This window comes from Limnohabitans sp. Jir61, assembly GCF_003063545.1.
Lineage (GTDB): Bacteria > Pseudomonadota > Gammaproteobacteria > Burkholderiales > Burkholderiaceae_C > Limnohabitans.
This window is the reverse complement of the sequence record NZ_NESD01000002.1, coordinates 428681-453723: the sequence shown is the minus strand read 5'-3', so window position 1 is coordinate 453723 and position 25043 is coordinate 428681. Positions and strand designations below refer to the sequence as shown.

The 25043-nt window shown below is 54.7% G+C and carries 24 protein-coding genes; 11 read left to right on the top strand and 13 right to left on the bottom strand.

What is annotated here, in order from left to right; all coding sequences use genetic code 11:
• Genes ruvC through B9Z35_RS08500 form a run of 5 tightly spaced genes read right to left on the bottom strand, consistent with a single transcriptional unit; the run spans position 1 to position 4891 of the window.
• Positions 1-549, bottom strand: a complete 549-nt coding sequence (ruvC, locus tag B9Z35_RS08520) for a crossover junction endodeoxyribonuclease RuvC (protein ID WP_108283264.1) — start codon at positions 547-549, stop codon at positions 1-3.
• A complete protein-coding gene (mtgA, locus tag B9Z35_RS08515) occupies positions 550-1284 on the bottom strand; it encodes a monofunctional biosynthetic peptidoglycan transglycosylase (protein WP_108283263.1) in 735 nt (244 codons plus the stop codon).
• A gap of 17 nt (positions 1285-1301) precedes the next feature.
• Complete coding sequence (locus B9Z35_RS08510; protein ID WP_108283262.1) at positions 1302-2174, bottom strand: energy transducer TonB; 873 nt, start codon at positions 2172-2174, stop codon at positions 1302-1304.
• Positions 2174-4240, bottom strand: coding sequence for a ribonuclease catalytic domain-containing protein (locus tag B9Z35_RS08505; RefSeq protein WP_108283261.1), 2067 nt, complete (start codon positions 4238-4240; stop codon positions 2174-2176). Before B9Z35_RS08505 ends, B9Z35_RS08510 begins: the two co-directional genes overlap by 1 nt.
• A gap of 36 nt (positions 4241-4276) precedes the next feature.
• Positions 4277-4891, bottom strand: a complete 615-nt coding sequence (locus tag B9Z35_RS08500) for a YqiA/YcfP family alpha/beta fold hydrolase (protein ID WP_233246518.1) — start codon at positions 4889-4891, stop codon at positions 4277-4279.
• Between the two features lie 55 nt (positions 4892-4946).
• Here B9Z35_RS08500 and rodA point away from each other — a divergent pair, with 55 nt between their 5' ends.
• The 3 genes from rodA to B9Z35_RS08485 all read left to right on the top strand — a co-directional run bounded on the left by rodA (position 4947) and on the right by B9Z35_RS08485 (position 8927).
• On the top strand, positions 4947-6101 hold the full coding sequence (gene rodA, locus B9Z35_RS08495) for a rod shape-determining protein RodA (protein WP_108283259.1): 1155 nt from the start codon (positions 4947-4949) through the stop codon (positions 6099-6101).
• A gap of 7 nt (positions 6102-6108) precedes the next feature.
• Positions 6109-7569, top strand: a complete 1461-nt coding sequence (gene tldD / locus B9Z35_RS08490) for a metalloprotease TldD (protein ID WP_108283258.1) — start codon at positions 6109-6111, stop codon at positions 7567-7569.
• Positions 7570-7817: 248 nt separating this feature from the next.
• Entirely contained in the window at positions 7818-8927 is a 1110-nt protein-coding gene (locus tag B9Z35_RS08485) for a 3-deoxy-7-phosphoheptulonate synthase (RefSeq protein WP_108283257.1), read from the top strand.
• 394 nt (positions 8928-9321) lie between these two features.
• Here the strand turns inward: B9Z35_RS08485 and mpl are convergent, their stop codons facing one another.
• The gene (mpl, locus tag B9Z35_RS08480) at positions 9322-10764 is read right to left on the bottom strand and encodes a UDP-N-acetylmuramate:L-alanyl-gamma-D-glutamyl-meso-diaminopimelate ligase (protein WP_108283256.1); all 1443 of its coding nucleotides are present in this window, start codon (positions 10762-10764) and stop codon (positions 9322-9324) included.
• A gap of 72 nt (positions 10765-10836) precedes the next feature.
• Between mpl and B9Z35_RS08475 the strand changes: the two genes are divergently transcribed.
• The 7 genes from B9Z35_RS08475 to B9Z35_RS08445 all read left to right on the top strand — a co-directional run bounded on the left by B9Z35_RS08475 (position 10837) and on the right by B9Z35_RS08445 (position 16363).
• Complete coding sequence (locus B9Z35_RS08475) at positions 10837-11427, top strand: hypothetical protein (protein WP_108283255.1); 591 nt, start codon at positions 10837-10839, stop codon at positions 11425-11427.
• A complete protein-coding gene (locus B9Z35_RS08470) occupies positions 11424-11951 on the top strand; it encodes a TlpA disulfide reductase family protein (protein ID WP_108283254.1) in 528 nt (175 codons plus the stop codon). Before B9Z35_RS08475 ends, B9Z35_RS08470 begins: the two co-directional genes overlap by 4 nt.
• Before the next feature lie 72 nt (positions 11952-12023).
• Positions 12024-12476, top strand: a complete 453-nt coding sequence (accB, locus tag B9Z35_RS08465; RefSeq protein ID WP_108283253.1) for an acetyl-CoA carboxylase biotin carboxyl carrier protein — start codon at positions 12024-12026, stop codon at positions 12474-12476.
• Positions 12477-12490: 14 nt separating this feature from the next.
• Positions 12491-13840, top strand: coding sequence for an acetyl-CoA carboxylase biotin carboxylase subunit (gene accC / locus B9Z35_RS08460; protein ID WP_108283252.1), 1350 nt, complete (start codon positions 12491-12493; stop codon positions 13838-13840).
• Positions 13840-14721 (top strand): 50S ribosomal protein L11 methyltransferase, encoded by an 882-nt coding sequence (gene prmA, locus B9Z35_RS08455; protein WP_108283251.1) that lies wholly within the window; start codon positions 13840-13842, stop codon positions 14719-14721. Before accC ends, prmA begins: the two co-directional genes overlap by 1 nt.
• Positions 14721-15446, top strand: coding sequence for a zinc-ribbon and DUF3426 domain-containing protein (locus B9Z35_RS08450; protein WP_108283250.1), 726 nt, complete (start codon positions 14721-14723; stop codon positions 15444-15446). The genes prmA and B9Z35_RS08450 overlap by 1 nt, the downstream gene beginning before the upstream one ends.
• 17 nt (positions 15447-15463) lie before the next feature.
• Entirely contained in the window at positions 15464-16363 is a 900-nt protein-coding gene (locus B9Z35_RS08445; protein WP_108283249.1) for a carbohydrate kinase family protein, read from the top strand.
• Positions 16364-16373: 10 nt separating this feature from the next.
• On the opposite strand, the gene B9Z35_RS08440 is transcribed toward B9Z35_RS08445, so the two are convergent.
• The 7 genes from B9Z35_RS08440 to B9Z35_RS08410 all read right to left on the bottom strand — a co-directional run bounded on the left by B9Z35_RS08440 (position 16374) and on the right by B9Z35_RS08410 (position 23596).
• Entirely contained in the window at positions 16374-16682 is a 309-nt protein-coding gene (locus B9Z35_RS08440) for a DUF167 domain-containing protein (protein ID WP_108283248.1), read from the bottom strand.
• Between the two features lie 80 nt (positions 16683-16762).
• Positions 16763-17224 carry a histone H1-like DNA-binding protein gene (locus B9Z35_RS08435; RefSeq protein WP_108283247.1) on the bottom strand — a complete coding sequence of 154 codons (462 nt, stop codon included), beginning with the start codon at positions 17222-17224 and terminating at the stop codon, positions 16763-16765.
• A gap of 187 nt (positions 17225-17411) precedes the next feature.
• Positions 17412-18647 (bottom strand): ribonucleotide-diphosphate reductase subunit beta, encoded by a 1236-nt coding sequence (locus B9Z35_RS08430; RefSeq protein WP_108283246.1) that lies wholly within the window; start codon positions 18645-18647, stop codon positions 17412-17414.
• 84 nt (positions 18648-18731) lie between these two features.
• The gene (locus tag B9Z35_RS08425) at positions 18732-21611 is read right to left on the bottom strand and encodes a ribonucleoside-diphosphate reductase subunit alpha (RefSeq protein ID WP_233246536.1); all 2880 of its coding nucleotides are present in this window, start codon (positions 21609-21611) and stop codon (positions 18732-18734) included.
• Between the two features lie 389 nt (positions 21612-22000).
• Entirely contained in the window at positions 22001-22570 is a 570-nt protein-coding gene (gene ampD / locus B9Z35_RS08420; RefSeq protein ID WP_233246517.1) for a 1,6-anhydro-N-acetylmuramyl-L-alanine amidase AmpD, read from the bottom strand.
• Positions 22571-22574: 4 nt separating this feature from the next.
• Positions 22575-22787 carry a PP0621 family protein gene (locus B9Z35_RS08415; protein WP_108283243.1) on the bottom strand — a complete coding sequence of 71 codons (213 nt, stop codon included), beginning with the start codon at positions 22785-22787 and terminating at the stop codon, positions 22575-22577.
• Positions 22784-23596, bottom strand: coding sequence for an inner membrane protein YpjD (locus tag B9Z35_RS08410; protein WP_108283242.1), 813 nt, complete (start codon positions 23594-23596; stop codon positions 22784-22786). Before B9Z35_RS08410 ends, B9Z35_RS08415 begins: the two co-directional genes overlap by 4 nt.
• A 57-nt stretch (positions 23597-23653) precedes the next feature.
• On the opposite strand from B9Z35_RS08410, the gene ffh reads away from it, so the two are divergent.
• Positions 23654-25036 (top strand): signal recognition particle protein, encoded by a 1383-nt coding sequence (gene ffh / locus B9Z35_RS08405; RefSeq protein ID WP_108283241.1) that lies wholly within the window; start codon positions 23654-23656, stop codon positions 25034-25036.
• The last annotated feature ends 7 nt before the right edge of the window (positions 25037-25043 follow it).

Here is a 25043-nt window from a genome sequence, read left to right as displayed (position 1 = left end):
TTAGCGACTTCGTCCCCCCTTGTACATGCCACTTGTGCTGCGCTGTAATTCAGTCGCTATAGCTAGCTTAGCCATCGAGTGCCCCGCATGTGCATGAGTGATCGCAATGCCCAACGCATCCGCCGCGTCTGGCCCCGGTAGGCCAGGTAAGTTAAGTAAGCGCTTTACCATTTCTTGCACTTGTTCTTTCTTAGCCAAACCATGGCCCGCTACCGCTTGCTTCATTTGTAGCGCAGTGTATTCGGCGACTGGTAAGTTACAGGTGGCTAGCGCAGTGATGCATGCTCCTCGCGCTTGACCTAACAAGAGCGTGGCTTGTGGATTGACGTTGACAAACACAATTTCGACTGCCGAAGTATCAGGTTTGTAACGCTCCACCACCTCGTGAATGCCATCAAACAATACTTTCAGCCGCTCGGCCAAATTACCTTGTGCTTCTTTGTTGGTTTTGATGGTGCCGCTGGCTACATAAAGCAGCTGGCTGCCGTGCTTCTCCACCACGCCAAAGCCGGTGGTGCGAAGTCCGGGGTCAATACCAAGAATTCGCATTTACGGCAGTTGTGCGCTACCCATGCGCATCAAAATGATTTCAGTTCGGCCCAGCAGGTATTCAGATTGCGGGAACTTTTGGTAATGCTTGGGGCGCGGCAGCATGACAGCCAAGCGGCCAGCTTCCCAAGGTGTGAGTTGTGACGCAGGCTTTTGAAAATAGTGTTGTGCTGCAGCCTCTGCGCCAAAAATGCCTTCGCCCCATTCCACGTGGTTGAGATAAATCTCGAGGATGCGTTGTTTACTCAGAACGCTTTCAAGCATCAGGGTCAAGACAAATTCTTGGCCTTTACGGATAAAGGTACGTTCGCCTGAGAGAAATAAATTCTTTGCCAGTTGTTGCGTGATGGTGGAGCCTCCCACCACTTTTGGTGCTGCTTTACCTTGCGTTTTTTTGCTGGCCTGCAGTTCAGCTTTGGCGTTCTTGGCCCATGCTTTTTCGATGGCATCCCATTGCACGCCATCGTGTTGCGCGAAGATATCGTCTTCAGAGGCAATCACGGCACGTTTGAGGTTGTTTGAAATTTGCATATAAGGTACCCAGTCTTGTCGCCAACGTAGACGGTCTTTGGTATTGAAGATGCGCCAAGCCTCCGAGCGTTCAAAGGAAGTGGACTCAGGCACTAGACGAGCCATGAGTGCAATGCGGCCCAAGAAGAAAACTTGCAAGCCAAGCCATGCCACGCAAACCAGTAACAACCATCGTAGCCAAGGGCGAAAGCGTGAGGGGTTCATGTGGCGCTGAGTTGGCGTTAGTTGGCAGCTTCGCCGCCACGGGTTTGCAAGGTGTTGTTGCGACTGAAGATGAAGCGTGAGACCACGGCCAGTTGATCAGCTTGCTTGCGCATTTCTTCGGTGAATTCGCCAAAGGGTCCTGCGGCTGTGGCAATGGCTTGGGCGCGACGGTCAAGGTCGGCTTGGCCCGAGCTTTGCACTACTTCCGTGGCCAACACGCGGCCATTGGTGTTGACTGTGATGATCATGGTCAATTCACCATAGAGCTTTTGCCCGCCGTTAGTTGCAGGGAAATAGCGCGTGCCACGTTCTTCGATTTTGCGACGCAGCGTGTCGTAGTAAAGCGCATAAGCCACTTGTTTGGTGGCGGGGCTCACGTAGTGTTTGCGAGGGCGTGCGTTGTCTTGGTTGATGCGCTCCTCGATCTCTGCCAAGAGCTTGAGTAGTTGACGGCGTTTTTGTTCAATCGCGTCTTGTTCAGCTTGTGACTTTTGTGGCTGAGGTGGCGGCAGTTGGGCGAGCAGATTTTTTACTTGGGCCAATAGCAGCGATTGTTCTTTGCGCATCGCTGCTACTTGGCGCTGTATAGATTCGGTCATCTCACCCACGGAGGTGGTGGCGGCCGTTGGCAGAGGCGAAGTGGCTCGTCCTTCTTTCAGTTCTCCACCACCTGCGAGCTGGGTTTGCGCCAACGCTTGTGCTTTGTCTGGTGCATCAGCTTTGGCGCGCGTGTTGACCAAAATCACGTCCAGCGGTGCGTCGCTGAACAAGCGGTCAAAGCGCTCAGGTGCAGCGATGCGCAGCGTGAGCAGAGCGCCATGAAAGACGAATGAAATGAACAAGGCTTTTTGCAGCCTTGACCATTGCTTCCATGAATAACGCGAGAGCATCACGCTGCCGTTCCTTCCGTTGTGGGTGCCTCGTTCACGTCCATGGCCAAGGCGATGGGTCCTGCAGCGCTGTCATCTTCGTCTTCCGTCATCTCAGCTTGCTCGGCACTGGTGGGCGAATCGGCTTCAAGGATGTGGAGCAAATGGCCACTGATATCGAGGCTGATGTCGTCCACATCACTCAAACGAATCTGCACACGTGCGCCGCGTGGCAAGTCACCGCCTCCAAACACGGGCAAGACCAAAGGCAAGTCATCAGCGCGCGCCATAGGTGGTTGGCCCGGGAAAGCTTTGAACACCGTAGCACTGAGCTCGGTGATGTTGTGTTGCTTTAAATACTGCAACGTCCAAAAACGCTCCATACCGTTTTGGTAGGCGTTGTACGCGCCATAGGCGCCATCGAATGCAGAGATGATCGAGAACAACTCGGCATCTTTAGGTTTGAACGGTGCGGCCAAAGCCGCTGTGCTGCCGTGTTTGGCGCACGCAATGATTTGCCATTGGTTGACGAGGTCGGTATAGCGGCGAAGGGGCGAGGTGCTCCAAGCGTAGCTGGGAACGCCAATGCCAGCGTGTGGTAATGCTTTGGTGCCCATGCGCACTTTGACGCCGGGTAGCAAGCTGGCTTGGCTGCGGTAAATGCCGGGCACGCCGAGTTCAGCCATCCAATTGCCCCAGGTGCTGTTGGCCAGAATCATGGCCTCGGCCACCATCAAATCCAGCGGTGCGCCGCGTTGGCGGATGCTGATTTGCACATGTTCATCTCCTTTGGGCTCAGCGCCGTCGTTGCCGACCAAACGGAAGTTGTAATCAGGGCGGTTGAAGTTTTCGGGTTTGCCGCGCACCACTTCGCGCTGGGCTTTGAGGTGTTGTGCCAAGCGGAACATGAATGCCAGTTGCGCACGTGGCATGGCAGGCTCCACCACGTCAGCGGCGTGCGTGAAGCTGTTGTCGTTCAGCCAAGCTTCGGTGACGATGGCGTCGAGCTGGTCGTGTCGCAAGTTGGCAGCAATCGGTACACGCTCCACGCGTGTTTCGGTGTTTTGCAAGGCCAGCGTGACTTCGTCAAACGTGGCGTACAACGACACCGCAGGGCAGTCACGCCCTTCTTGCAAGGTGTAAGTTTGCACCACATCGTCGGGCAACATGGTGATCTTGTAGCCGGGCATGTAGACGGTGGACAAACGCTTGCGGCCCAACTGGTCAATTGCGTCGCCCGGTTTCAAAGCCAGTGCAGGCGCGGCGATGTGAATGCCTAGCGTGACCGTACCTGTGCCCAAGCCTTGCACAGACAGGGCGTCGTCAATCTCAGTGGTTTGTGAGTCGTCAATTGAATACGCCTTCACATCGACCAGTGGCAACTCGTCGGCAATGACGGGTGCTTGTAGGTTGGGAAAGCCCGTGCCTTTGGGGAAGTTGTCAAACAAAAAGCGTTGCCAGTGGAACTGGTAGGCCGAGTTGATAGCACCTGCTTTTTGCAGCAAAGCGAGTGGTGCGGTTTGTGTGGCGCGTGCTGCTTCGACCACGGCTTTGTACTCGGGTGCGTTCTTGTCAGGCTTGAACAAGATTTTGTACAGCTGCGTTTGAATCGGTGCGGGGCAAGTGCCTTGGCCCAACTCAGCCGCCCAGCTTTCAATTTGCGCTTGGATTTGCTTTTTCTTTTCGATGCCAGCGAGCGCTTGGGCAATCACCTTGGCAGAAGCTTTCTTGAAGCGGCCTTTGCCAGAACGACGAAAGTAATGCGGTGCTTCGAACAAACGAAACAGCGCTGCGGTTTGTTGAGTCAGGGTAGCTTGTGCGCTGAAGTATTCGCGGGCGAGGTCGGCAAAACCAAACTCGTCTTCGGGGGCGAATTCCCATGCGAGGTCAAGCTCGATGGTGGCGCTCAAAGTCTGTGCATCACGCATCAGGTCGGCGGGCGAGGGTTTCTCAAACTTGAGCAGCAAATTGGCGGCCTTGACCTTGACCCGTTTGCCGGATTCCAGCTCGATTTGGGCCGAGCTTTCAGCTTCAGAGAGGATGCGGCCCGTCTGGAATTTTCCAGCTTCTTCAAACAATGCGTACATGGGTGCAATTGTCCCATGCTCGGCAGGTGTGCTGCCTTAAGGGGCAGCTTGTAAATCTAGAAATGCCAGCACTAGCGGCAGGTAGGTTTCAAAGTTGCTGATGGCGTGGTCTCCGCCCTCTATGACCACTTGGGTTGAGTCGGGGTAACGGGCGGTCATTTCTCGCCAATCCAACACTTCGTCACCTTTGGCGATCAAAGCCCATGCGCGTTCGGGGTAGGGCAGTGGGCCGACCTCCAGAGTGCGCAATTCGTCCACAAATTCGGGCGCAAAGTAAAAGCGTTCAGCTGGGTCATGCCAAGCGGTTTGATCGCCAATGTATTTGGCCAAATCGCGTGCAGGGTGGATGGCGGGGTTGAGCAGAACGGCTTTGCAAGCGCGTTGAGTTGCTAACCATGTGGCGTAAAAACCACCCAGCGATGAACCTATCACCGCCATGCTTTGGGCGGGCCAGTGGGCAGTGCCTTGTGCAATCAAGGCGGCAGCGGCTTGGGGAGAGGGCGGCAGCTGAGGGCACCACCAAGTGATGTGTGGAAACTTTGCCGCCATGACGGCCGCTACTTGCCTAGCTTTGGTGGACTGAGGCGACGAGCGAAAACCATGCAAATACAGCACGTGTGTGGTGGGCAATGGCTTAACAAACATAGTCATGCCTCATGCTAGCAGTGCCAGCCAAGAGGGTCTCTTGACAGGGGATAATTACGTCATGTCCACCGTCATCCATAAACCCAGCCCATTTCAGCGCTTGATGCCTTTGCTCAAAGGTTTTGATGGCCCATTGGCATTTGGCATTTTTTTGTTGGCGTGTGCAGGCTTGATGACCATGTACTCGTCTGGCTTTGCCAATGGGGCGCGTTTCTTTGACCATGGCCGCAACATGATGATTGCGGGTTTCATCATGTTTGTGGTGGCACAAATCCCACCGCAGCGTTTGATGGCGTTTGCGGTACCGCTTTACACCGTGGGTGTAGCGCTCTTGGTGGCGGTGGCTTTGTTTGGTTTGACCAAAAAAGGCGCACGCCGTTGGCTCAACGTGGGGGTGGTGATTCAACCCAGTGAGATCATGAAAATCGCCATGCCGTTGATGCTGGCTTGGTGGTTTCAAAAGCGCGAAGGCCAATTGCGGCCGCTCGACTTCTTTGTGGCTGGGATGTTGCTGTTGATCCCCGTGGGATTGATCGTACGCCAGCCTGACTTGGGTACTGCCATTTTGGTGTTATCCGCTGGTATGGCCGTGATTTTCTTTGCGGGCTTGAGCTGGTGGCTCATCGTGCCGCCCATTCTCATGGGCCTCGTGGGTGTGGGTTTGGTCGTGTGGTTTGAACCCACTTTGTGTGCGGATGGTTTCCGTTGGCCGATCTTGCATGATTACCAGCAGCAACGTATTTGTACTTTGCTAGATCCGTCAAGGGATCCGTTGGGTAAAGGCTTTCACATCATCCAAGGCATGATTGCGATTGGCTCTGGTGGCTTTTGGGGTAAGGGCTTCATGCAAGGCACGCAAACCCATTTGGATTTCATTCCTGAGCGCACGACCGACTTTGTGTTTGCTGCCTTTGGTGAAGAGTTCGGTTTGATTGGCAACTTGATGTTGATCGCGGGCTTTATCTTTTTGATTCTGCGCGGCTTGGCCATCGCGGTAGAAGGCCCCACACTGTTTGCTCGTTTGCTGGCAGGCAGCGTGACCTTGAGCTTCTTCATCTATGCCTTTGTGAACATGGGCATGGTCAGCGGCATGTTGCCTGTGGTGGGCGTGCCGTTGCCATTCATCAGCTATGGCGGTACGGCGATGGTCACGCTCGGGCTGGGCTTAGGGATATTGATGTCTGTCGCCAAGGCCAAACAGTTGGTGCAGTCATAATTCGCGCATGATTTCACGCGAACCCACCCTTGAGCGATTGGCCATTGCCCGTCAACTGTTGTTAGAGCCTTTTGGTTTGGACGAAAACGACTTGGCCAAAACATTGGCCGAGATCAAAGCGCACAAGGTTGACGAAGCCGATTTGTATTTTCAATACACCCGTGCCGAAGGCTGGAGTTTGGAAGAGGGCATTGTCAAAACTGGCTCCTTCAGCATCGACCAAGGCGTCGGTGTTCGCGCTGTGAGCGGCGAAAAAACCGCTTTCGCATATTCCGACGATATTTCCAAAGCCTCTCTGATGGACGCCGCACGCACGGTGCGCACCATTGGCGCAGCGGCAAAAGGTGGCCGTGTCAAAGTGCCTTCACGCAAAGTGGCGTCGAGCCGTTCTTTGTATGGTGACTTGGACCCCATCTCTTCACTCAACAGCACGGAGAAAGTCGAGCTGCTGGGCCGTGTCGAACAAATGGCTCGCGCCAAAGATCCCCGTGTGATTCAGGTCATGGCCGGTTTGGCAAGTGAATATGACGTGGTGATGGTGGTGCGTGCCGATGGCACCCTGGCTGCCGATGTGCGCCCCCTTGTTCGTCTGAGCGTGACCGTGATTGCCGAGCAAAATGGTCGTCGTGAAGTGGGCTCTGCCGGTGGTGGTGGTCGCTTTGGCTTAGACCATTTCGACGATGCGCTGGCACAAAGCTATGTGGATGAAGCAGTGCAATGCGCTCTGACTAACCTTGATGCACGTCCAGCGCCCGCGGGCGAGATGAGTGTGGTGTTGGGCTCAGGCTGGCCCGGCATCTTGTTGCATGAAGCGATTGGCCACGGCTTAGAAGGTGACTTCAACCGCAAAGGCTCTAGCGCATTCAGCGGTCGCATCGGTCAGCGCGTTGCTGCCAAAGGCGTGACCGTGCTCGATGACGGAACCATTCCAGACCGCCGTGGCTCACTCAATGTGGACGACGAAGGCAACCCGAGTCAGCGCAACGTGCTGATTGAAGACGGCATCTTGAAGGGCTACATCCAAGACGGCATGAATGCCCGCTTGATGGGCGTCAAGCCCACCGGCAATGGCCGCCGCGAAAGCTACGCCCATGTGCCCATGCCACGCATGACAAACACCTACATGCTGGGTGGCGATAAATCGCCTGAAGAAATTGTGTCGAGCTTGAAGAAGGGCTTGTACGCCGTGAACTTCGGCGGTGGCCAAGTGGACATCACCTCAGGCAAGTTTGTGTTCTCGACATCTCAAGCGTTTTGGGTGGAGAACGGCAAGATTCAATACCCTGTTAAAGGTGCCACCTTGGTGGGCAACGGCCCCGATGCATTGACGCGCGTGAGTTTGATTGGCAACGACATGAAGCTTGACCCAGGCGTGGGCACCTGTGGCAAAGAAGGTCAGAGCGTGCCAGTGGGTGTGGGGCAGCCGACGTTGCGTATTGATGGTTTGACAGTCGGAGGAACAGCCTAAAGGCTGTGTTTGGGACCACGTAAACCCTAGCAACTTGTCAGCAAACTGCCAGATTCCTTGTGCTACATTCAAACCCATGAGTTCAGCCCGTTTTTACTTTGCTTACTTTTTTATCTCACGCCCCCTCGGCGGTCGAGAGATCTGAACGTAGCCCAAACGCTCTGAACTCCCAAACCAACCGCCGGACCCCGGCGGTTTTTTTTTTGCCAAATTCTTAAATCACTTTTTTCAAACTTCAGGACGAGACCATGAAAACGAACACCAGTTATCCAAGCCACGTTGAAAACACCAGTCAAACCGACGACCAACGTATCAAGGACATCACCGTGCTGCCTCCTCCCGAACATTTGATTCGCTTCTTCCCCATTCAGGGCACGCCCGTGGAGAAGCTGATTACCAAGACCCGCAAGACCATTCACAACATCATGCACGGCAGCGATGACCGTCTGCTGGTGGTGATTGGTCCATGTTCTATCCATGACCCCGCTGCCGCGATTGACTACGCACGTCGTTTGCAACCGCTGCGCGAAAAATACGCCGACACGCTTGAAATTGTGATGCGCGTGTACTTCGAAAAACCACGTACCACCGTGGGCTGGAAGGGTTTGATCAACGACCCGTATTTGGACGAGAGCTACCGCATCGACGAAGGTCTGCGCATTGCTCGCCAGCTGCTGATTGAAATTAACCGCCTCGGTTTGCCCGCAGGCAGCGAGTTCTTGGATGCCATCAGCCCGCAATACATTGGTGACTTGATTTCGTGGGGCGCGATTGGCGCGCGCACGACCGAGAGCCAAGTGCACCGCGAATTGGCCTCTGGTATTTCTGCGCCCATCGGTTTCAAGAATGGCACCGACGGCAACATCAAAATCGCGACTGATGCGATTCAAGCCGCTGCAGGCGCGCACCACTTTTTGTCGGTGCACAAAAACGGTCAAGTGGCGATTGTGCAAACCAAGGGCAACAAAGATTGCCACGTCATTTTGCGTGGCGGAAAAGCCCCGAACTACGACGCAGTTAGTGTGACCGCCGCCTGTGAAGAATTGGCCAAAGCTAAGTTGCCAGCCACCTTGATGGTGGATTGCAGCCACGCCAACAGCAGCAAACAACACGAACGTCAGTTGGTGGTGGCTAAAGACATCGCCGAGCAAATCAGTGGTGGTTCAAACCAAGTGTTTGGCGTGATGATTGAAAGCCACATTCAAGGCGGTGCTCAGAAGTTCACGCCAGGAAAGGACGATGTGTCTAAGCTGGAATACGGCAAGAGCATCACCGATGCGTGCTTGGATTGGGATGACTCGGTCGCTTCGTTGGACGTGTTGTCTCACGCTGTGGCTGCGCGTCGCAAGCGCGGTTAATTGCGTGTTGCTTTCCTTGCGCTGGGATTTGAATTCCTCGCGCAAGGTTGAGCTTCTTTGATGCCCGTACGGCGAGAGCGCGGTGTCTGACTTGGCTTAACGTCCCTTCGGGCCGTGATGGCGCCAAATCAGACACCGCGCTCTCGGCGTTTTGGTTGTACGAAAAACCTCGTGCATGCAAATCTGCGGTGCTCACTGTGTCATCGAACTGAGAAGCAGGAGCAAATACCAACACAGTTCTAGCGCTCACTTTCAGCGCGCAGAGTGGTCAGCGCCTGATACGGCGCCATCACGGCCCGCAGGGACGCTAAGCCGTGTCAGGTGCTGGCCGCTCTGTGTGTGTGCGAAAGAAATAGTAGCAACACACACACAAGCAGCGATAGAAGAAGAGAAGTTAAGAAGCCAGAGCAGCCAGCAACTTCGCGTGAATCCCACCAAAGCCACCATTGCTCATGCACAGCACATGGTCCCCTGCACGCGCAGCAGCCACGACTTGTGCAATCACTTCATCCACAGACCCCGCCACCGAAGCCCTTGCGCCCATGGGCGACAAAGCCTCGACGGCATCCCAGTCCAAACCACCTGAGTGACAAAACGCGAGGTCTGCGTCTTCCAAACTCCAAGGCAGTTGCGACTTCATCGTGCCCAGCTTCATCGTGTTGCTGCGGGGCTCAAACACCGCCAAGATGCGGGCGTTGGGTCCTACTTTGCGGCGCAGACCATCGACCGTGGTTCGAATGGCGGTGGGGTGGTGCGCGAAGTCGTCGTACACCGTGATGTCGCCACCCGCGCGAGGCACCGTGCCGCGCACTTCCATGCGTCGGCGTACGTTTTGAAACTTGGTCAAAGAGGCTGCCGCTTGTGCGGGTGATACGCCCAAGTGCTCTGCTGCGGCAATCGCCGCCAAAGCGTTGAGCTGGTTGTGCACGCCGGTGATGTCCCATTGCACGCGGCCTACTTCTTGGCCGTGGTTCAGTACTGCAAAGTTGTCGGGCTCACCTTGCACAGACCAACCATCTTGGCCGGTTGCGTTGGCGCTTACGCCAAACTTGGCCACGCCGCTCCAGCAGCCTTGGTCCAACACGCGCTGCAAACTGTCTTCATCTGCATTGACCACCACACGGCCACTGCCGGGTACCGTACGCACCAAGTGGTGGAACTGGCGCTCGATGGCGGCGAGGTTGTCAAAGATATCGGCATGATCGAACTCGAGGTTGTTCAGAATCGCTGTGCGGGGGTGGTAGTGCACAAACTTGCTGCGTTTGTCGAAGAAGGCGGTGTCGTACTCATCGGCTTCAATCACGAAGGGTGTGCGCTTGTGCGCGGCCACATCGGCAGCGCTGCTCAAACGACCCAAGCGGGCCGACACGCCAAAGTTCATGGGCACGCCGCCTACCAAGAATCCAGGCTCCAAGCCAGCCGCTTGAAGAATCCAAGCCAGCATGGAAGTGGTGGTGGTTTTGCCGTGTGTGCCAGCCACAGCCAGCACATGGCGGGGTTGGCTGGGGTGGTGCAGCACGTGTTCTGCCAGCCATTGGGGGCCGCTGGTGTAAGTGGCGCCGCTTTCCAAAATGGCTTCCATTAGCGGGAACTTTGGGCTGCCGTCGCCCAAGCGTGCGCGTGAGACGACGTTGCCAATCACGTACACATCGGGCTTCAAAGCCATTTGGTCAGCGCCAAAGCCTTCAATCAGTTCAATGCCTAAGGCGCGGAGTTGGTCACTCATGGGCGGGTAGACGCCCGCGTCGCAACCTGTCACTTTGTGGCCCGCTTCGCGTGCCAACGCAGCCAGTCCACCCATGAACGTGCCGCAAATTCCCAAAATATGTATATGCATCTACCCATTTTAGGAGGGTGTTTCGGCTGCGCTTGAGCGGCTTGGTCTGGGTGGCCCCACAATCGCGTCTATATGAATACGGTTCAAGAAGAAATAGCAGCCACGGCTGCACGCATGGTGGTGGAAGAAGGGCTCGAATACGGCCCCGCCAAACGCCGTGCGGTCAAACAACTGGGTTTGAACGCGCGCGCGCAGTTGCCCAACAACGACCAAGTCGAAGACGCGGTGCGTGAATACTTAGATTTGTTTTGTGCTGACACCCAACCCGCAGAACTGCAAGCCTTGCGTGAACTGGCTGCGGTGTGGATGGAGCGCATGTCAGCTTTTCGGCCGCATTTAGGTGGGGCGGTTTTGCGGGGTACGGCCACCGGTTTGTCCGATATTTATCTGCAGTTGTTTTGTGATGACCCCAAATCAGCAGAAATTAGCCTCATTGACCACAATGTGCGCTACGAGGTCAGCACGGTTCAGGGCTTTCAAGGCGAGGCAGTGGACGCCCTAAGTATCTTGAGCAGTTGTCCAGGTTTGTCGCAAAAAGTGCTGGTCCATCTGATGATTTATGACTTGGACGATATGCGTGGCGCCTTGAAGTCTGATGGGCAAGGCAGAACCTACCGTGGTGACTTGGCTGCACTAAATAGACTGATGAAGGAAGTTGAATGACGTTCAATGCAAATAGACGTACCGCCATGTATGCAGGCGTTGCCGCGCTGGCTGCCATTGCAGGTGCTGGGGTGGCATGGAAACGGCAATTATTGGATGACATGGCGCCTGAGGTCATGGCTGCATTTTGGTCTGCTGAGTTTGATACCCCCAATGGCGAGTCCTTGCCCATGACTACTTTTCAAGGAAAACCGCTTGTCATCAACTTTTGGGCCACATGGTGCACGCCTTGCATTGAAGAAATGCCTTTAATTGAGGCTTTTTTTCGTGAAAATGAATCAAAAGGCTGGCAAGTTCTCGGCTTGGCGATTGATCAACCCAGCCGTATTCGTCAGTTTTTAAGCCAGTTTCCAGTCAATTACAAGATCGGACTCGCTGGCTTGAATGGTACCGATTTGGCCAAGAAGCTAGGAAATGACGTCGGCGGATTGCCTTTTACGATCGTTTTAGATGCAAAAGGACAACTTAAGCAACGTAAGCTAGGAAAATTAACGCCCGATGACATCAAAAAGTGGACTGAATAAGCGGTTTTGGGTCGCACAAATTTGCAAATTGGTGTAAATTAGCACCTTATTTACAACAAATAGGATGTAGTTATGGATTTGCGAAAACTCAAGACGTTGATTGACCTGGTCTCCGACTCCAATGTGTCTGAACTCGAAATCACCGAGGCAGAAGGCACGGTCCGTATCGTTAAGAGTGCACCTGCCCCCGTGGCGATGGTGACGCAAATGGCTGCTCCTGTTGCGGTGGCCGCGCCTGTGGCTGCTGCCCCAGCACCTGCTGCTGCCCCTGTGGTTGATGCTGCACCTGCCGGTCACACCGTCAAGTCGCCGATGGTGGGCACGTTCTACCGTTCTTCTAGCCCTGGCGCCAAGGCATTTGCCGAAGTGGGTCAGCAAGTCAAAGAAGGCGAGACCATCTGCATCATTGAAGCCATGAAGATCTTGAACGAGATCGAGGCGGACAAGTCCGGCACCATCACCAAAATCTTGGCTGAAAACGGCCAGGCTGTGGAATACGGCGCACCCCTGTTCATCATTGAATAACAGGCGGGCTTCCCATGTTTAAAAAAATCCTGATCGCCAACCGTGGCGAAATCGCGCTGCGCATTCAACGCGCCTGTCGCGAGTTGGGTGTCAAAGCGGTGATGGTGTACTCCGAAGCCGACCGTGATGCCAAATACGTCAAGTTGGCTGACGAAGCCGTTTGTATTGGCCCAGCGTCATCGGCGCTGAGCTATCTCAATATGCCTGCCATCATTGCAGCCGCTGAAGTGACGGACGCCGAAGCCATTCACCCTGGCTACGGCTTCTTGAGCGAAAACGCCGACTTTGCCGAGCGCGTTGAAAAGAGTGGTTTTCAGTTCATTGGCCCGACCGCTGAATCCATCCGCATCATGGGCGACAAAGTGTCGGCCAAGCAAGCCATGATCAAAGCAGGCGTGCCTTGCGTGCCAGGCTCTGAAGGCGAATTGCCTGACGATCCAGCTGCCATCAAGCGCATTGCCAAGAGCGTGGGCTATCCCGTCATCATCAAAGCCGCTGGCGGTGGCGGTGGTCGCGGCATGCGCGTGGTGCACACTGAAGCTGCCTTGATCAACGCCGTGGCGATGACCAAAGCCGAAGCGGGCACTGCCTTTGGCAACCCTGCGGTGTACATGGAGAAATACCTCCAGAACCCACGACACATCGAAATCCAAATCTTGGCTGACAAGCATAAGAACGCTGTGTACTTGGGCGAGCGCGATTGCTCGATGCAACGTCGTCACCAAAAAGTGATCGAAGAAGCACCTGCGCCTGGCATTCCACGCAAGTTGATCGACAAGATCGGCGAGCGTTGTGCGGCGGCTTGTAAAAAGATCAACTACCGCGGTGCGGGCACGTTTGAGTTCCTGTACGAAAACGGTGAGTTCTATTTCATTGAAATGAATACCCGCGTTCAGGTCGAACACCCAGTGACGGAATACATCACCGGCGTGGACATCGTGAAAACACAAATCATGGTGGCTGCTGGTTTGAAACTGCCTTTTGCGCAGCGCGACATCCAAGTGCGCGGCCACTCGATTGAGTGCCGTATTAACGCGGAAGACCCGTTTAAGTTCATTCCGTCGCCTGGCCGCATCACCATGTGGCACGCCCCTGGTGGTCCTGGCGTGCGTGTGGATTCGCACATCTATACCAACTACTACGTGCCACCAAACTACGACTCGATGATCGGCAAGATCATCGTGCACGGTGACACCCGTGACGAAGCCTTGGCGCGTATGCGCACGGCCTTGAACGAAACTTTGGTTGAAGGCATCAACACCAACATCCCGCTGCACCGCGAGTTGATGGTGGACGCCAAGTTCATGGCTGGTGGTACCAACATCCATTACTTGGAAGAGTGGCTCGCCGCTCACAAGCGCTGATGTTTGAGTTGCGACTGATGTGCCCCGAAGACAGCGTCGAAGCTGTTTGCGAGGCACTGGATGCACTCGACGCTTTGAGTGTGTCCGTCGAAGATGCGGATGCCCAAACCGATGCCGAGCAAGCCTTGTTTGGCGAGCCCGGCATGCCGCCTCCCAAAGAAGGTTGGAAGCGTTCGCGCATTGTTGCCTTGTTCGCTGAAGAGTCCACGGCTAAAGATGCATCACGTTTGTTGGCCCTGCAAGATTTCTTTGCGGACAGCCAAGTGTTGGGCATTCAGCCTGTGGCCGATCAAGACTGGGTGCGCTTGACGCAGTCGCAATTTGCGCCGGTCGAAATCACGCCTGAGTTTTGGATTGTTCCTACGTGGCACGAACCACCTGAGCAAGCCCAAAAAGTCATTCGCTTAGACCCAGGTCTGGCGTTTGGCACAGGCACACACCCCACCACCCGTATGTGTTTGCGCTGGATCGCCACGCACGATGTGAAGAATCAACGCGTGCTTGATTACGGTTGCGGTTCAGGCATTTTGGCCATCGGCGCTGCTTTGTATGGTGCCAACACCATTGATGCCGTGGATATCGACGACGCGGCTGTGACAGCCACAGTGCTCAATGCCGACGCTAACAATGTGCAATTGCATGCTGGCTTGCCCGACAAGGCCACAGGTCAATACCAAACAGTGCTAGCCAACATTTTGGCCACGCCGCTCAAAGTGCTGGCACCGTTGTTACGCAGCCATGTCGCCGCTGGTGGAAACCTCGTGTTAGCGGGTATCCTTGAGCGACAAGCCCAAGAACTCAAAGACGCTTATGCGCCTTATTGCACTTTGCAAGTGAGCGACTCTGAAGATGGCTGGATTTTGATGACCGCCCACTGCTGATGCACATTACCCACTGCCCCCAATGCGAGACCGCCTTCAAGGTGTCGCCCCAACAGCTTGAGCTGGCCAAAGGGTGGGTGCGGTGTGGTCGTTGTGCGCATGTGTTCGAAGCGGCACTGTATTTTGAAACACCGCCTGATATCCCCGCGCCGCCCTTGCCTAGCGCAGATGCGCCTTCTTTGTTTCGTGCCGCCATGGCTCCTGCTATGGCCGCTCAAGAAGTCAAACCTTCTCATTTGAAAACCGAATCGGTTCAAACTACAGATGAAGCATTGCCGTTTAAGTGGGTTGTGGCTGCAAGTGTGTTGGTGATGGCGTTACTCATGCAGTTGGTTGTGTCTCAGCGTGATTGGTTAGCTGCTGAGGAGCCTGCTTTACGTCCTTTGCTCTCAGCGATGTGTAGCTGTGAAGTGAAATGGCCTCGTGAGCCTGAGGCTGTGTTAATTGAGAGTAGTAGCTTCACAGAAAATCCACAAGGCGGATACACCGTACAGCTACGCTTGAAAAACACCCAGCACCATCCAGTCGCCATGCCTGCCTTAGAACTCAGTTTGACTGACTTACAAGACCAAGTTCTGGTGCGTCGTGTGTTTACCGCCGAAGAGTTGTCGGGCAAAGACCATGTGCAAGCGTTGCGTGATGTACGTTCAACCTTAAATTTTGAGTTGGACGAGAAAGTCAGCAAACGCATCACTGGATTTCGCGCCTTCGTTTTTTATCCTTGATTTTTTGAAAGTAATTTATGGCATCGCTGATTTGCGGCTCGCTCGCGTTTGACACCATCATGGATTTTGAAGGCCGATTTGCTGAGCAAATCTTGCCTGACCAATTGCACATTTTGAACGTGTCGTTCCTGGTACCGGCTTTGCGTCGCGACTTTGGCGGCTGCGCTGGCAACATTGCCTACAGCTTGAAAAGCTTGGGCGGTACGCCCGTGCCCATGGCCACATTGGGCACCGATGCGGCGGACTATTTGCAGCGCCTCAAAACCTTGGGTATCTCCACTGAGTACGTGCGCCAAGTTGAAGGCAGCTACACCGCGCAAGCCATGATCATGACCGATCGTGACAACAACCAAATCACGGCCTTTCACCCTGGTGCAATGATGCAAGCGCACATCACCAAGATTGAAAAACGATCAGACATCAAATTGGCCATCATTTCCCCTGACGGTCGTGATGCGATGGTTCAACACGCGGAACAACTCAAAGCGGCTGACATTCCTTTTGTGTTCGATCCAGGTCAAGGTCTGCCGATGTTTGATGGCGACGACCTCAATCGTTTCATCGATCAAGCCACTTGGGTGACGGTCAATGACTATGAAGGCAAGATGTTGAGTGATCGCACAGGTCTGAGCCATGCTGACATTTCACGCCGCGTAAAGGGGTTAATCGTCACTTTGGGCGCAGAGGGCTGCGAAGTGTGGGTTGACGGCGAGAAGACCCTTGTGCCGCCTGTCAGGGCTGCTGCCGTGGTTGATCCCACGGGCTGCGGTGATGCTTGGCGTGGTGCCTTGCTGTTTGGCTTGGAGCAAGGTTGGTCGTTGGCCAAGTGCGCAGCCTTGGGTAACCAAGTGGGTGCGCTAAAAATTGCACAACGCGGGCCACAGAACTACAACGTGGATAGTTTGCGCATCGCTTAATTCGAATCGTTTAACTCGCCAAAGCTGACCAATCGGCTTTGCCACAAGCAGCTGCGCTCACCCGCAGCTGTTTTCGTTTGGACGTTTGTCCTCGAATCAATTCCACATCACGTTTGGCAATACCTAATGCAGCCGCTAACCACGCTACCAATGCCAAGTTGGCCTTGCCATCGACTGGCGGTGCATGCAAACGTATGCGCAACGCACCATCGTGCTCGCCATCTGCCTGTGTGCGTGAGGCGTTGGGGATCACGTGGATGTCAACGATGACATCGCCTGTTTTTTCTAGACGAAGGTAAGTGGTTGTTGGAAGTGTCATGGAGGAGAGCCAAAGAAAAAGCCCGAGACCTTGCGGCGTCGGGCTTGAGCTTCGGTAAACCGAGCCTTGATCCGTGAGGATTAAGGCTTGCTCGCTGTTGGGAAAGGCCAAGCAGCTTGCGGGTTCAACGTGGTCTGTGCGCGGGCAGCGGGTGCTTTCGCAGCTTTCTTTGCAGCAGGCTTTTTAGCGGCTTTTTTCGCAGCTGGTTTTTTGGCAGCAGGCTTTTTAGCAGCAGCTTTCTTAGCGGCTACTTTCTTAGCTGCTGGCTTTTTAGCTGCGGCTTTTTTCGCAGCAGGCTTTTTAGCGGCTACTTTTTTGGCTGCTGGCTTCTTAGCCGCAACTTTCTTAGCAGCTGGCTTTTTGGCCGCTACTTTTTTAGCTGCTGGCTTCTTAGCTGCAACTTTTTTGGCAGCAGGCTTCTTAGCCGCTACTTTTTTAGCTGCTGGCTTTTTAGCCGCGACTTTCTTAGCTGCTGGCTTTTTGGCCGCGACAGCTTTCTTTGCAGGGGCCTTTTTAGCGGCCGGTTTTTTTGCAGTTGCCATTTCTGTTCTCCTAGATCGAATTTAGATCATTGGGTGATAAACACTTTGCACTGGTTTTTGTGTGCAAAGCGATTCATGGCGCTGGACCCGGGTCCAACCCCATGAACAGGGTACGTCTACCACCACACCTCGATGGGTGTTTGTGTTGGTGGATGACAAGTTCGTTGACATGTATGTATTTAGGCAATCAATCCCAAGACAGAGCACCACCAGATTGGTACTCGATCACGCGGGTTTCAAAGAAGTTGCGTTCTTTCTTGAGGTCGATCATCTCGCTCATCCAAGGGAACGGATTCTCTTCGTTAGGGAACAGGGCTTCCAAACCGATTTGTGTGGCACGGCGGTTGGCGATGTAGCGCAAGTAGCCTTTGAACATGGATGCATTCAAGCCCAACACGCCACGTGGCATGGTGTCTTCGGCATAGCGGTACTCGAGTTCAACGGCTTTCATGAACAAGGCGTTGATCTCTTCCTTGAACTCGGCTGTCCACAGTTGTGGATTCTCGAGTTTGATCTGATTGATCAAGTCGATGCCAAAGTTGCAGTGCATAGACTCGTCACGCAAGATGTACTGGTATTGCTCGGCAGCACCGGTCATTTTGTTTTGACGGCCCAAAGCCAAAATTTGTGTGAAGCCCACGTAGAAGAACAAGCCTTCCATCAAGCAAGCGAACACGATCAACGATTTCAAGAGCGTTTGGTCGGTTTGCAGAGTGCCCGTGTGGAAGTTGGGGTCCATGATCGCGTCGATGAACGGAATCAAGAACTCGTCTTTGTCGCGAATCGATTTAACTTCGTGGTATGCGTTGAAGATTTCGCCTTCGTCCAAGCCCAAAGACTCGACGATGTATTGGTAAGCGTGTGTGTGGATCGCTTCTTCAAACGCTTGGCGCAGCAAGAACTGGCGGCACTCGGGTGCTGTGATGTGGCGGTAAGTGCCCAACACGATGTTGTTGGCAGCCAATGAGTCGGCCGTTACGAAGAAGCCGAGGTTACGCATGATCAAACGGCGCTCGTCGTCGGTCAGACCGTTGGGGTCTTTCCACAAGGCGATGTCGCGTGTCATGTTCACTTCTTGCGGCATCCAGTGGTTGGCGCAAGTGGCGAGGTATTTTTCCCAAGCCCATTTGTATTTGAACGGCACCAACTGGTTGACGTCGGTTTGGCCGTTGATGATGCGCTTGTCAGCAGCCGTCACACGGCGCGCGCTGGCGGCAGACGAAGTAGGCGCTGGCGTGGCAGATGGTGTAGGTGCTGCAGTTGAAAGCGGCACGGTTGCGCCGTCATTCAAAGTGCGAGTAGCAGCAACAGGCTGCATGGCAGGTGTCGCAGAAACAGGTGGGAGTTCCATCGAGCGGTTAGGTAGTCCGCTTGCAAGAGGTGATGGCGATGAGGGCTTGACTTCTTCGTCCCAGGTCAGCATATGTATTTATCCAATGTATGAATTATGAATGCAACGAAGACAAACGCAAAGCATTCGTGAACTTCGTTGCAAGTTTGTGTTGTATCACTGACACGATTCGCAGGTGGGGTCATCCACACCGCAGAATTTGATGTCGGTGGCGGGGATGGCATTCATCTGCGCTTGCGCAGCAGCGGCAGCTGCTTCGAGTGCGCTCATACCACCTGCTGCTGGGCCTGAAGACACAGCGTTGTGTGAGCCAGCTTGCACAGTTGATTTCTCGACTTGTTGTGCGCTTGAGGTACGGAGGTAGTACGTGGTCTTCAAGCCGCGCAACCAAGCGAGCTTGTAAGTCTCGTCCAGCTTCTTGCCTGATGCACCAGCCATGTAGATGTTGAGTGACTGCGCTTGGTCAATCCACTTCTGACGACGTGATGCAGCTTCGACCAACCATGTGGGTTCGACTTCAAATGCGGTGGCGTACAAGGCTTTGATTTCTTGTGGCACGCGGTCGATGGGGCGCAAAGAGCCATCGAAGTGTTTCAGGTCCATGACCATCACGTCGTCCCACAAGCCAAGGCGCTTCAAGTCGTGCACCAAGTAGTGGTTGATGATGGTGAACTCACCAGACAAGTTGGACTTGACGGACAAGTTACCAAAGCAAGGTTCGATCGACGCGTCCACACCAATGATGTTGGAGATGGTCGCTGTAGGAGCGATGGCCACGCAGTTGGAGTTGCGCATACCGTCTTTGGCGATCTTGGCGCGCAGTGCGTCCCAGTCCATGGTCTTGCTGCGGTCGACTTCGAGGTAGCCGCCACGTGCTTGAGACAACATGTCGAGTGAGTCGATCGGCAAGATACCTTGGTCCCACAACGAGCCTTTGTAGCTGGCGTATTGGCCGCGTTCTTTGGCCAACTCAGATGATGCCCAGTAAGCGTAGTAGCAAACGGCTTCCATCGAGCGGTCAGCAAACTCAACTGCGGCTTGTGAGGCGTAAGGCACGCGCATTTCGTACAAGCTGTCTTGGAAGGCCATGATGCCCATGCCCACCGGACGGTGACGCAAGTTGGAGTCGCGTGCTTTCTTGACGGCGTAGTAGTTGATGTCGATCACGTTGTCGAGCATGCGCATAGCCACTTTGATGGTGCGCTTGAGTTTGTCGTGGTCGAGTTCTTTGCCGTTAGGACCGTCTTTCAAGTGTTGAGACAGGTTGACGGAGCCCAAGTTACACACCGCAGTTTCAGTGTCGCTGGTGTTGAGTGTGATCTCTGTGCACAGGTTGGACGAATGCACGACGCCCACGTGTTGTTGAGGTGAGCGCACGTTGCATGGGTCTTTGAACGTGATCCATGGGTGGCCAGTTTCAAACAACATGGTGAGCATCTTGCGCCACATGTCGGTCGCTTGCACGGTCTTGCAAGGCTTGATTTCGCCGCGCTTGGCTTTGGCTTCGTAAGCCACGTAAGCGGTTTCGAAGGCGGTGCCGAACAAATCGTGCAAATCAGGCACATCAGAAGGAGAGAACAAAGTCCACTCACCTTTTTCCATCACGCGACGCATGAACAAGTCTGGAATCCAGTTGGCCGTGTTCATGTCGTGGGTACGACGGCGGTCGTCACCGGTGTTCTTGCGCAACTCGAGGAATTCTTCGATGTCCAAGTGCCAAGTTTCGAGGTATGTACACACAGCGCCTTTGCGCTTGCCGCCTTGGTTCACAGCCACAGCGGTGTCGTTGACGACTTTCAAGAATGGCACCACGCCTTGCGATTCGCCATTGGTGCCTTTGATGTGGCTACCCAAAGCGCGCACACGGGTCCAGTCGTTGCCTAAGCCGCCAGCAAATTTAGACAGCAATGCGTTTTCTTTGATCAACTCATAGATGCCGTCCAAGTGGTCAGGCACGGTGGACAAGTAGCAGCTAGAGAGTTGTGAACGCAAGGTGCCGCTGTTGAACAGGGTCGGCGTGCTCGACATGAAGTCGAACGACGACAGCACTTCATAGAACTCAATGGCACGGGCTTCGCGGTCCACTTCGTTGAGCGACAGGCCCATGGCGACGCGCATAAAGAAAGCTTGTGGCAATTCAATGCGGGTCTTGCGCACGTGCAAGAAGTAGCGGTCATACAGGGTTTGCAGGCCGAGGTAATCAAATTGCAAATCACGGCTGGCTTTGAGAGCTGCGCCCAAACGTGGCAGGTCGAACTGCAACATGGCTGGGTCGAGCAAGTCGTTGTCCACACCTTTTTGGATGAACTGTGGGAAGTACTCGGCGTAGTGCTGGCCCATGTCGGCGTGCAGCACTTCTTTGCCCAACACTTCTTTGGCGATCGTGTGCATCAACAAACGCGCGGTAGCGTAGGTGTAGTCTGGGTCTTTTTCGATCAGCGTACGTGTAGCCAAGATGGCGGCTTTGTACACCTCGTCCATCGGCACACCGTCGTACAGGTTGCGCATGGTCTCGGCCATGATGGGATCTGGTTTGACGTCAACGCCTAAGCCAGCGCATGAATCGTTGATCAAACGCTTGAGGTTATTCATGTCCAAGGCCACACGTTGGCCGTTGTCAATCACGTGCAACATAGGAGCTGCAGGCGCTTGTTCTTCTTTGATGTGGGCACGCTCTTGGTTGCGGCTTTCGCGGTAGAGCACGTAAGCACGTGCGATTTCGTGGTGGCCGCCACGCATCAAGCCCAATTCCACTTGGTCTTGCACGTCTTCAATGTGGAAGGTGCCACCGCCTGGGCGTGAGCGCATCAGCGCACGCACCACGGCTTGGGTGAGCGCCTCGACCATTTCACGAACGCTGGCAGATGCCGCACCTTGGGTGCCGTGCACGGCCAAAAACGCTTTCATCATGGCGACCGCAATTTTGGCGGGTTCGAAGGGAACCACAGCGCCGTTACGGCGAATGATTTGGTAATGGGCCAACATGGTGGGATTTTCATTAGCTGCGCGGTCTTGCGCCACGGATGGATTGACCATGGGGCTTGTTGCGTGCACAGAGGTCTCAGCTGTTTGCATGTCTTTTTTCTTTCGGGTGGGCAGTTCAATAGAGCGTACAAAAACGGCACTTTGGCCGGTTTTTTGAATGTCAGGCCGACACTATATCTGGTGTTCGAGTTGATGCCAAGACGCTACCGGTAGTGTTTTGGTAGGAAATACTTACATTTGAAATTTCACAAAATGAAGTCGTCCTAGACATTAATTTTTCATGCCCGTATGAGCTTAGTATTTGCGGGAATTTGAATTGGCGATCAAGCGTTTACGCCGTGTTCCGAGTTGTTTGCGGCGCAGATGCGCATGGCGTCTCAAAATGAAAATGATGTGCACAAACTCAGTGCAAAATTTTTTTTTTCGCAGATGATGAAAAATTAATTTTTCTGCGGGAAAGAATGATCAGTCCAACCTAAAGATTGCTGCAAATGTTTCCAATTAAACCCAGCCCCCGGGTCTTGCTTGCGTGTTGGTGCCACATGTTCGTGACCCGCAATGTGATGCAGTTGGTAGTGTTGTGCGATGGCTGCACACAAGCTGCTGAGGGTTTCGTATTGAGGTGATTCAAAAGTCTGGCCTTCTAAACCTTCAAGTTCTATCCCAATCGAGAAATCGTTGCAGTTGTCGCGCCCTTGGTAGTTGGAGCGACCTGCGTGCCACGCACGGTCATCGCAGCTGACAAATTGGATGAGAGCACCGTCGCGGCGGATCACAAAATGCGCCGAGACCTCTGCACCACGAATTTGCTGGTAGTAGGGGTGTGCATCCCAATCCAGGGTGTTTGTGAACAAGGCTTCAATTTCAGGACCACCGTATTGCCCTGGCGGCAAGCTGATGGAGTGCACGACCACCAAATCAATGGAGGTATTCGCGGGGCGAGGTCCAAAGTTGGGCGAGGGCGTGTGCTTGGCAAACCGATACCAGCCATCGCGCCAAAGGGAGGTCATGGCATCAGCCTTCATGGCTGTCGCGATGCGCAGCGCTGCAATACAGGCCACGCGAGCCACGTATAGCATCGTCTTCAGGCACATGAGTGCCGCAGTGGGCACAAGGCACCATCACTTGCGGGCCTGAAGGTTTGTGGCTGGTTTGATCGGGTTTTCGTTGCTCGCGAATCCACCAGATACCGCCTAACACGATGAGCAGCAGAACGAGGTATTTCATGTCACACGTCCCAACACCACTTCCAGCACAAAGCGTGAGCCTGCATAGCCCAACAGCAACAAGCCTGTGCCGATGTAGAGCACGCGCACTGCTTTGCGGCCACGCCAGCCAAAGCGGCTGCGTCCCACCAGCAGCACTGCAAATGTGATCCAAGACAGCAGTGAGAACACCGTTTTGTGGTCCCAGCGCCAAGCGGCTTGGGCGCCATACAAACTATCGCCAAAGAGCCAGCCTGCGCCCAAGGTTGCGGTCAGCAGCGCAAAGCCTGCGGTGACAAAGCGAAAGGTCAAACGTTCTAGGGTGAGCAAAGGCAAGCCCACATGGGTGTCTGCACCCAAACGCATATTCTTCTCAGCACGGGTCATCAGCCAAGCATGCACCACGGCTGCAGCAAACAAACCGTAAGAGGCCACACCTAGTGCCAAGTGCAGCGGCAGCAAGGGCGAGCTTTGTGTTTGCAGCACAGTGCCAGGGAAGGCCGTCGCCAACAAGACAACGACCGCGCCCACGATTGACAACGTCCAACGGGTGCGCAGTTGTGGAAACCAATGCTGTTCCAGCACATAAAACGTCAGCATGAGCCAAGCTGTGACCGACAAAGCCGGTGCAAAGCCAAATCGCAATCCACCGTCTTGTGGGGCAAACAAAGCGAATACAAGACCTAAGCCGTGCAGTGCCCAAGGCACGCTCAAGAGGCGGTGGCCCATGTCGGGCGCGACGCGAGGCCCAATGAGGGCGGTCAACGCATAGGCCGCTGCCGTGGGCAGTGCGAGCCAAAGGTTAAGCGGGATGTCGCTGGCTAAAATCATGGCAACAGTTTAGCGTTTCGCTACACACGAAAAACCAAGCCCTATCAAGGGGTACATATGGCATCAGCCCTTACCGACAAACTCTCACGCCTCGTCAAACACATCAGCGGACAGGCCCGCATCACCGAAAGCAACGTGGCCGACATGTTGCGCGAGGTGCGCATGGCCTTGCTCGAAGCCGACGTGGCCTTGCCTGTGGTGCGCGATTTCATCGCGCGCGTCAAAGAAAAAGCCCTTGGCCAAGAAGTGATTGGCTCTTTGCAGCCCGGCCAAGCCTTGGTGGCAATCGTCAACCAAGAGTTGGCCGCCACCATGGGCGAAGGTGTGAGCGACTTGAACCTCGCTGCTCAGCCACCCGCCGTGATCTTGATGGCAGGTTTGCAAGGTGCAGGTAAAACCACCACCACCGCCAAGCTGGCGCGTTGGCTCATCAACCAACGCAAGAAAAAAGTGCTGACGGTTTCAGGCGACGTGTACCGCCCAGCGGCGATTGAGCAGCTCAAAACTGTCACGGCCCAAGCCGGCGCCGAATGGTTCCCCAGCACGCCCGACCAAAAGCCCGCAGACATTGCCCGTGCTGCGCTGGACTACGCCCGCAAACATTACTTTGATGTGTTGCTGGTCGACACCGCGGGTCGCCTGGCCATTGACGAAGCCTTGATGGCTGAGATCAAAGATTTGCACAGCGTGTTGAACCCGATTGAAACCTTGTTCGTGGTCGATGCCATGCAAGGTCAAGACGCCATCAACACCGCCAAGGCGTTCAGCGATGCATTGCCATTGACTGGCATTGTCCTCACCAAGCTCGATGGTGATTCACGTGGTGGTGCGGCGTTGTCTGTGCGCCAGATCACGGGTGCGCCCATCAAGTTTGCGGGTACCAGCGAGAAGCTCGATGGCTTGGAGTTGTTCGATGCCAACCGTCATGCCGGCCGTGTGCTGGGCATGGGCGACATCTTGGCCTTGGTCGAGCAAGTCACCGCCGGCGTGGACATGGCGGCTGCGCAAAAGCTGGCCGAGAAGGTCAAGCGCGGCGATGCGTTTGACTTGAACGACTTCCTTGCGCAAATTCAGCAAATGCGCTCCATGGGTGGCTTGTCCAACATCATGGACAAATTGCCCACGCAAATGGCCGCTAAGGCAGGTCAAGTAGACATGGACAAAGCCGAAAAAGACATTGGTCGCAAGCAAGGCATCATCCACAGCATGACGCCGCTGGAGCGCCGCAAGCCCGACCTCATCAAAGCCACCCGCAAGCGCCGCATTGCGGCCGGCGCAGGCGTTCAAGTGCAAGACGTGAACCGCTTGCTCAAAGAGTTTGAGCAAATGCAAACCATGATGAAGAAGATGAGCGGCGGCGGCATGATGAAAATGATGAAAAAGCTCGGCGGTATGAAAGGCATGATGGGCGGCGGCGGTGGCTTCCCAGGTATGCGCTGAGCTTCTA

Coding starts and splice junctions, on each gene's coding strand:
- ruvC (WP_108283264.1), bottom strand. CDS start 549: ATGCGAATTCTTGGTATTGACCCCGGACTTCGCACCACCGGCTTTGGC.
- mtgA (WP_108283263.1), bottom strand. CDS start 1,284: ATGAACCCCTCACGCTTTCGCCCTTGGCTACGATGGTTGTTACTGGTT.
- B9Z35_RS08510 (WP_108283262.1), bottom strand. CDS start 2,174: ATGCTCTCGCGTTATTCATGGAAGCAATGGTCAAGGCTGCAAAAAGCC.
- B9Z35_RS08505 (WP_108283261.1), bottom strand. CDS start 4,240: ATGTACGCATTGTTTGAAGAAGCTGGAAAATTCCAGACGGGCCGCATC.
- B9Z35_RS08500 (WP_233246518.1), bottom strand. CDS start 4,891: ATGACTATGTTTGTTAAGCCATTGCCCACCACACACGTGCTGTATTTG.
- rodA (WP_108283259.1), top strand. CDS start 4,947: ATGTCCACCGTCATCCATAAACCCAGCCCATTTCAGCGCTTGATGCCT.
- tldD (WP_108283258.1), top strand. CDS start 6,109: ATGATTTCACGCGAACCCACCCTTGAGCGATTGGCCATTGCCCGTCAA.
- B9Z35_RS08485 (WP_108283257.1), top strand. CDS start 7,818: ATGAAAACGAACACCAGTTATCCAAGCCACGTTGAAAACACCAGTCAA.
- mpl (WP_108283256.1), bottom strand. CDS start 10,764: ATGCATATACATATTTTGGGAATTTGCGGCACGTTCATGGGTGGACTG.
- B9Z35_RS08475 (WP_108283255.1), top strand. CDS start 10,837: ATGAATACGGTTCAAGAAGAAATAGCAGCCACGGCTGCACGCATGGTG.
- B9Z35_RS08470 (WP_108283254.1), top strand. CDS start 11,424: ATGACGTTCAATGCAAATAGACGTACCGCCATGTATGCAGGCGTTGCC.
- accB (WP_108283253.1), top strand. CDS start 12,024: ATGGATTTGCGAAAACTCAAGACGTTGATTGACCTGGTCTCCGACTCC.
- accC (WP_108283252.1), top strand. CDS start 12,491: ATGTTTAAAAAAATCCTGATCGCCAACCGTGGCGAAATCGCGCTGCGC.
- prmA (WP_108283251.1), top strand. CDS start 13,840: ATGTTTGAGTTGCGACTGATGTGCCCCGAAGACAGCGTCGAAGCTGTT.
- B9Z35_RS08450 (WP_108283250.1), top strand. CDS start 14,721: ATGCACATTACCCACTGCCCCCAATGCGAGACCGCCTTCAAGGTGTCG.
- B9Z35_RS08445 (WP_108283249.1), top strand. CDS start 15,464: ATGGCATCGCTGATTTGCGGCTCGCTCGCGTTTGACACCATCATGGAT.
- B9Z35_RS08440 (WP_108283248.1), bottom strand. CDS start 16,682: ATGACACTTCCAACAACCACTTACCTTCGTCTAGAAAAAACAGGCGAT.
- B9Z35_RS08435 (WP_108283247.1), bottom strand. CDS start 17,224: ATGGCAACTGCAAAAAAACCGGCCGCTAAAAAGGCCCCTGCAAAGAAA.
- B9Z35_RS08430 (WP_108283246.1), bottom strand. CDS start 18,647: ATGCTGACCTGGGACGAAGAAGTCAAGCCCTCATCGCCATCACCTCTT.
- B9Z35_RS08425 (WP_233246536.1), bottom strand. CDS start 21,611: ATGGTCAATCCATCCGTGGCGCAAGACCGCGCAGCTAATGAAAATCCC.
- ampD (WP_233246517.1), bottom strand. CDS start 22,570: ATGACCTCCCTTTGGCGCGATGGCTGGTATCGGTTTGCCAAGCACACG.
- B9Z35_RS08415 (WP_108283243.1), bottom strand. CDS start 22,787: ATGAAATACCTCGTTCTGCTGCTCATCGTGTTAGGCGGTATCTGGTGG.
- B9Z35_RS08410 (WP_108283242.1), bottom strand. CDS start 23,596: ATGATTTTAGCCAGCGACATCCCGCTTAACCTTTGGCTCGCACTGCCC.
- ffh (WP_108283241.1), top strand. CDS start 23,654: ATGGCATCAGCCCTTACCGACAAACTCTCACGCCTCGTCAAACACATC.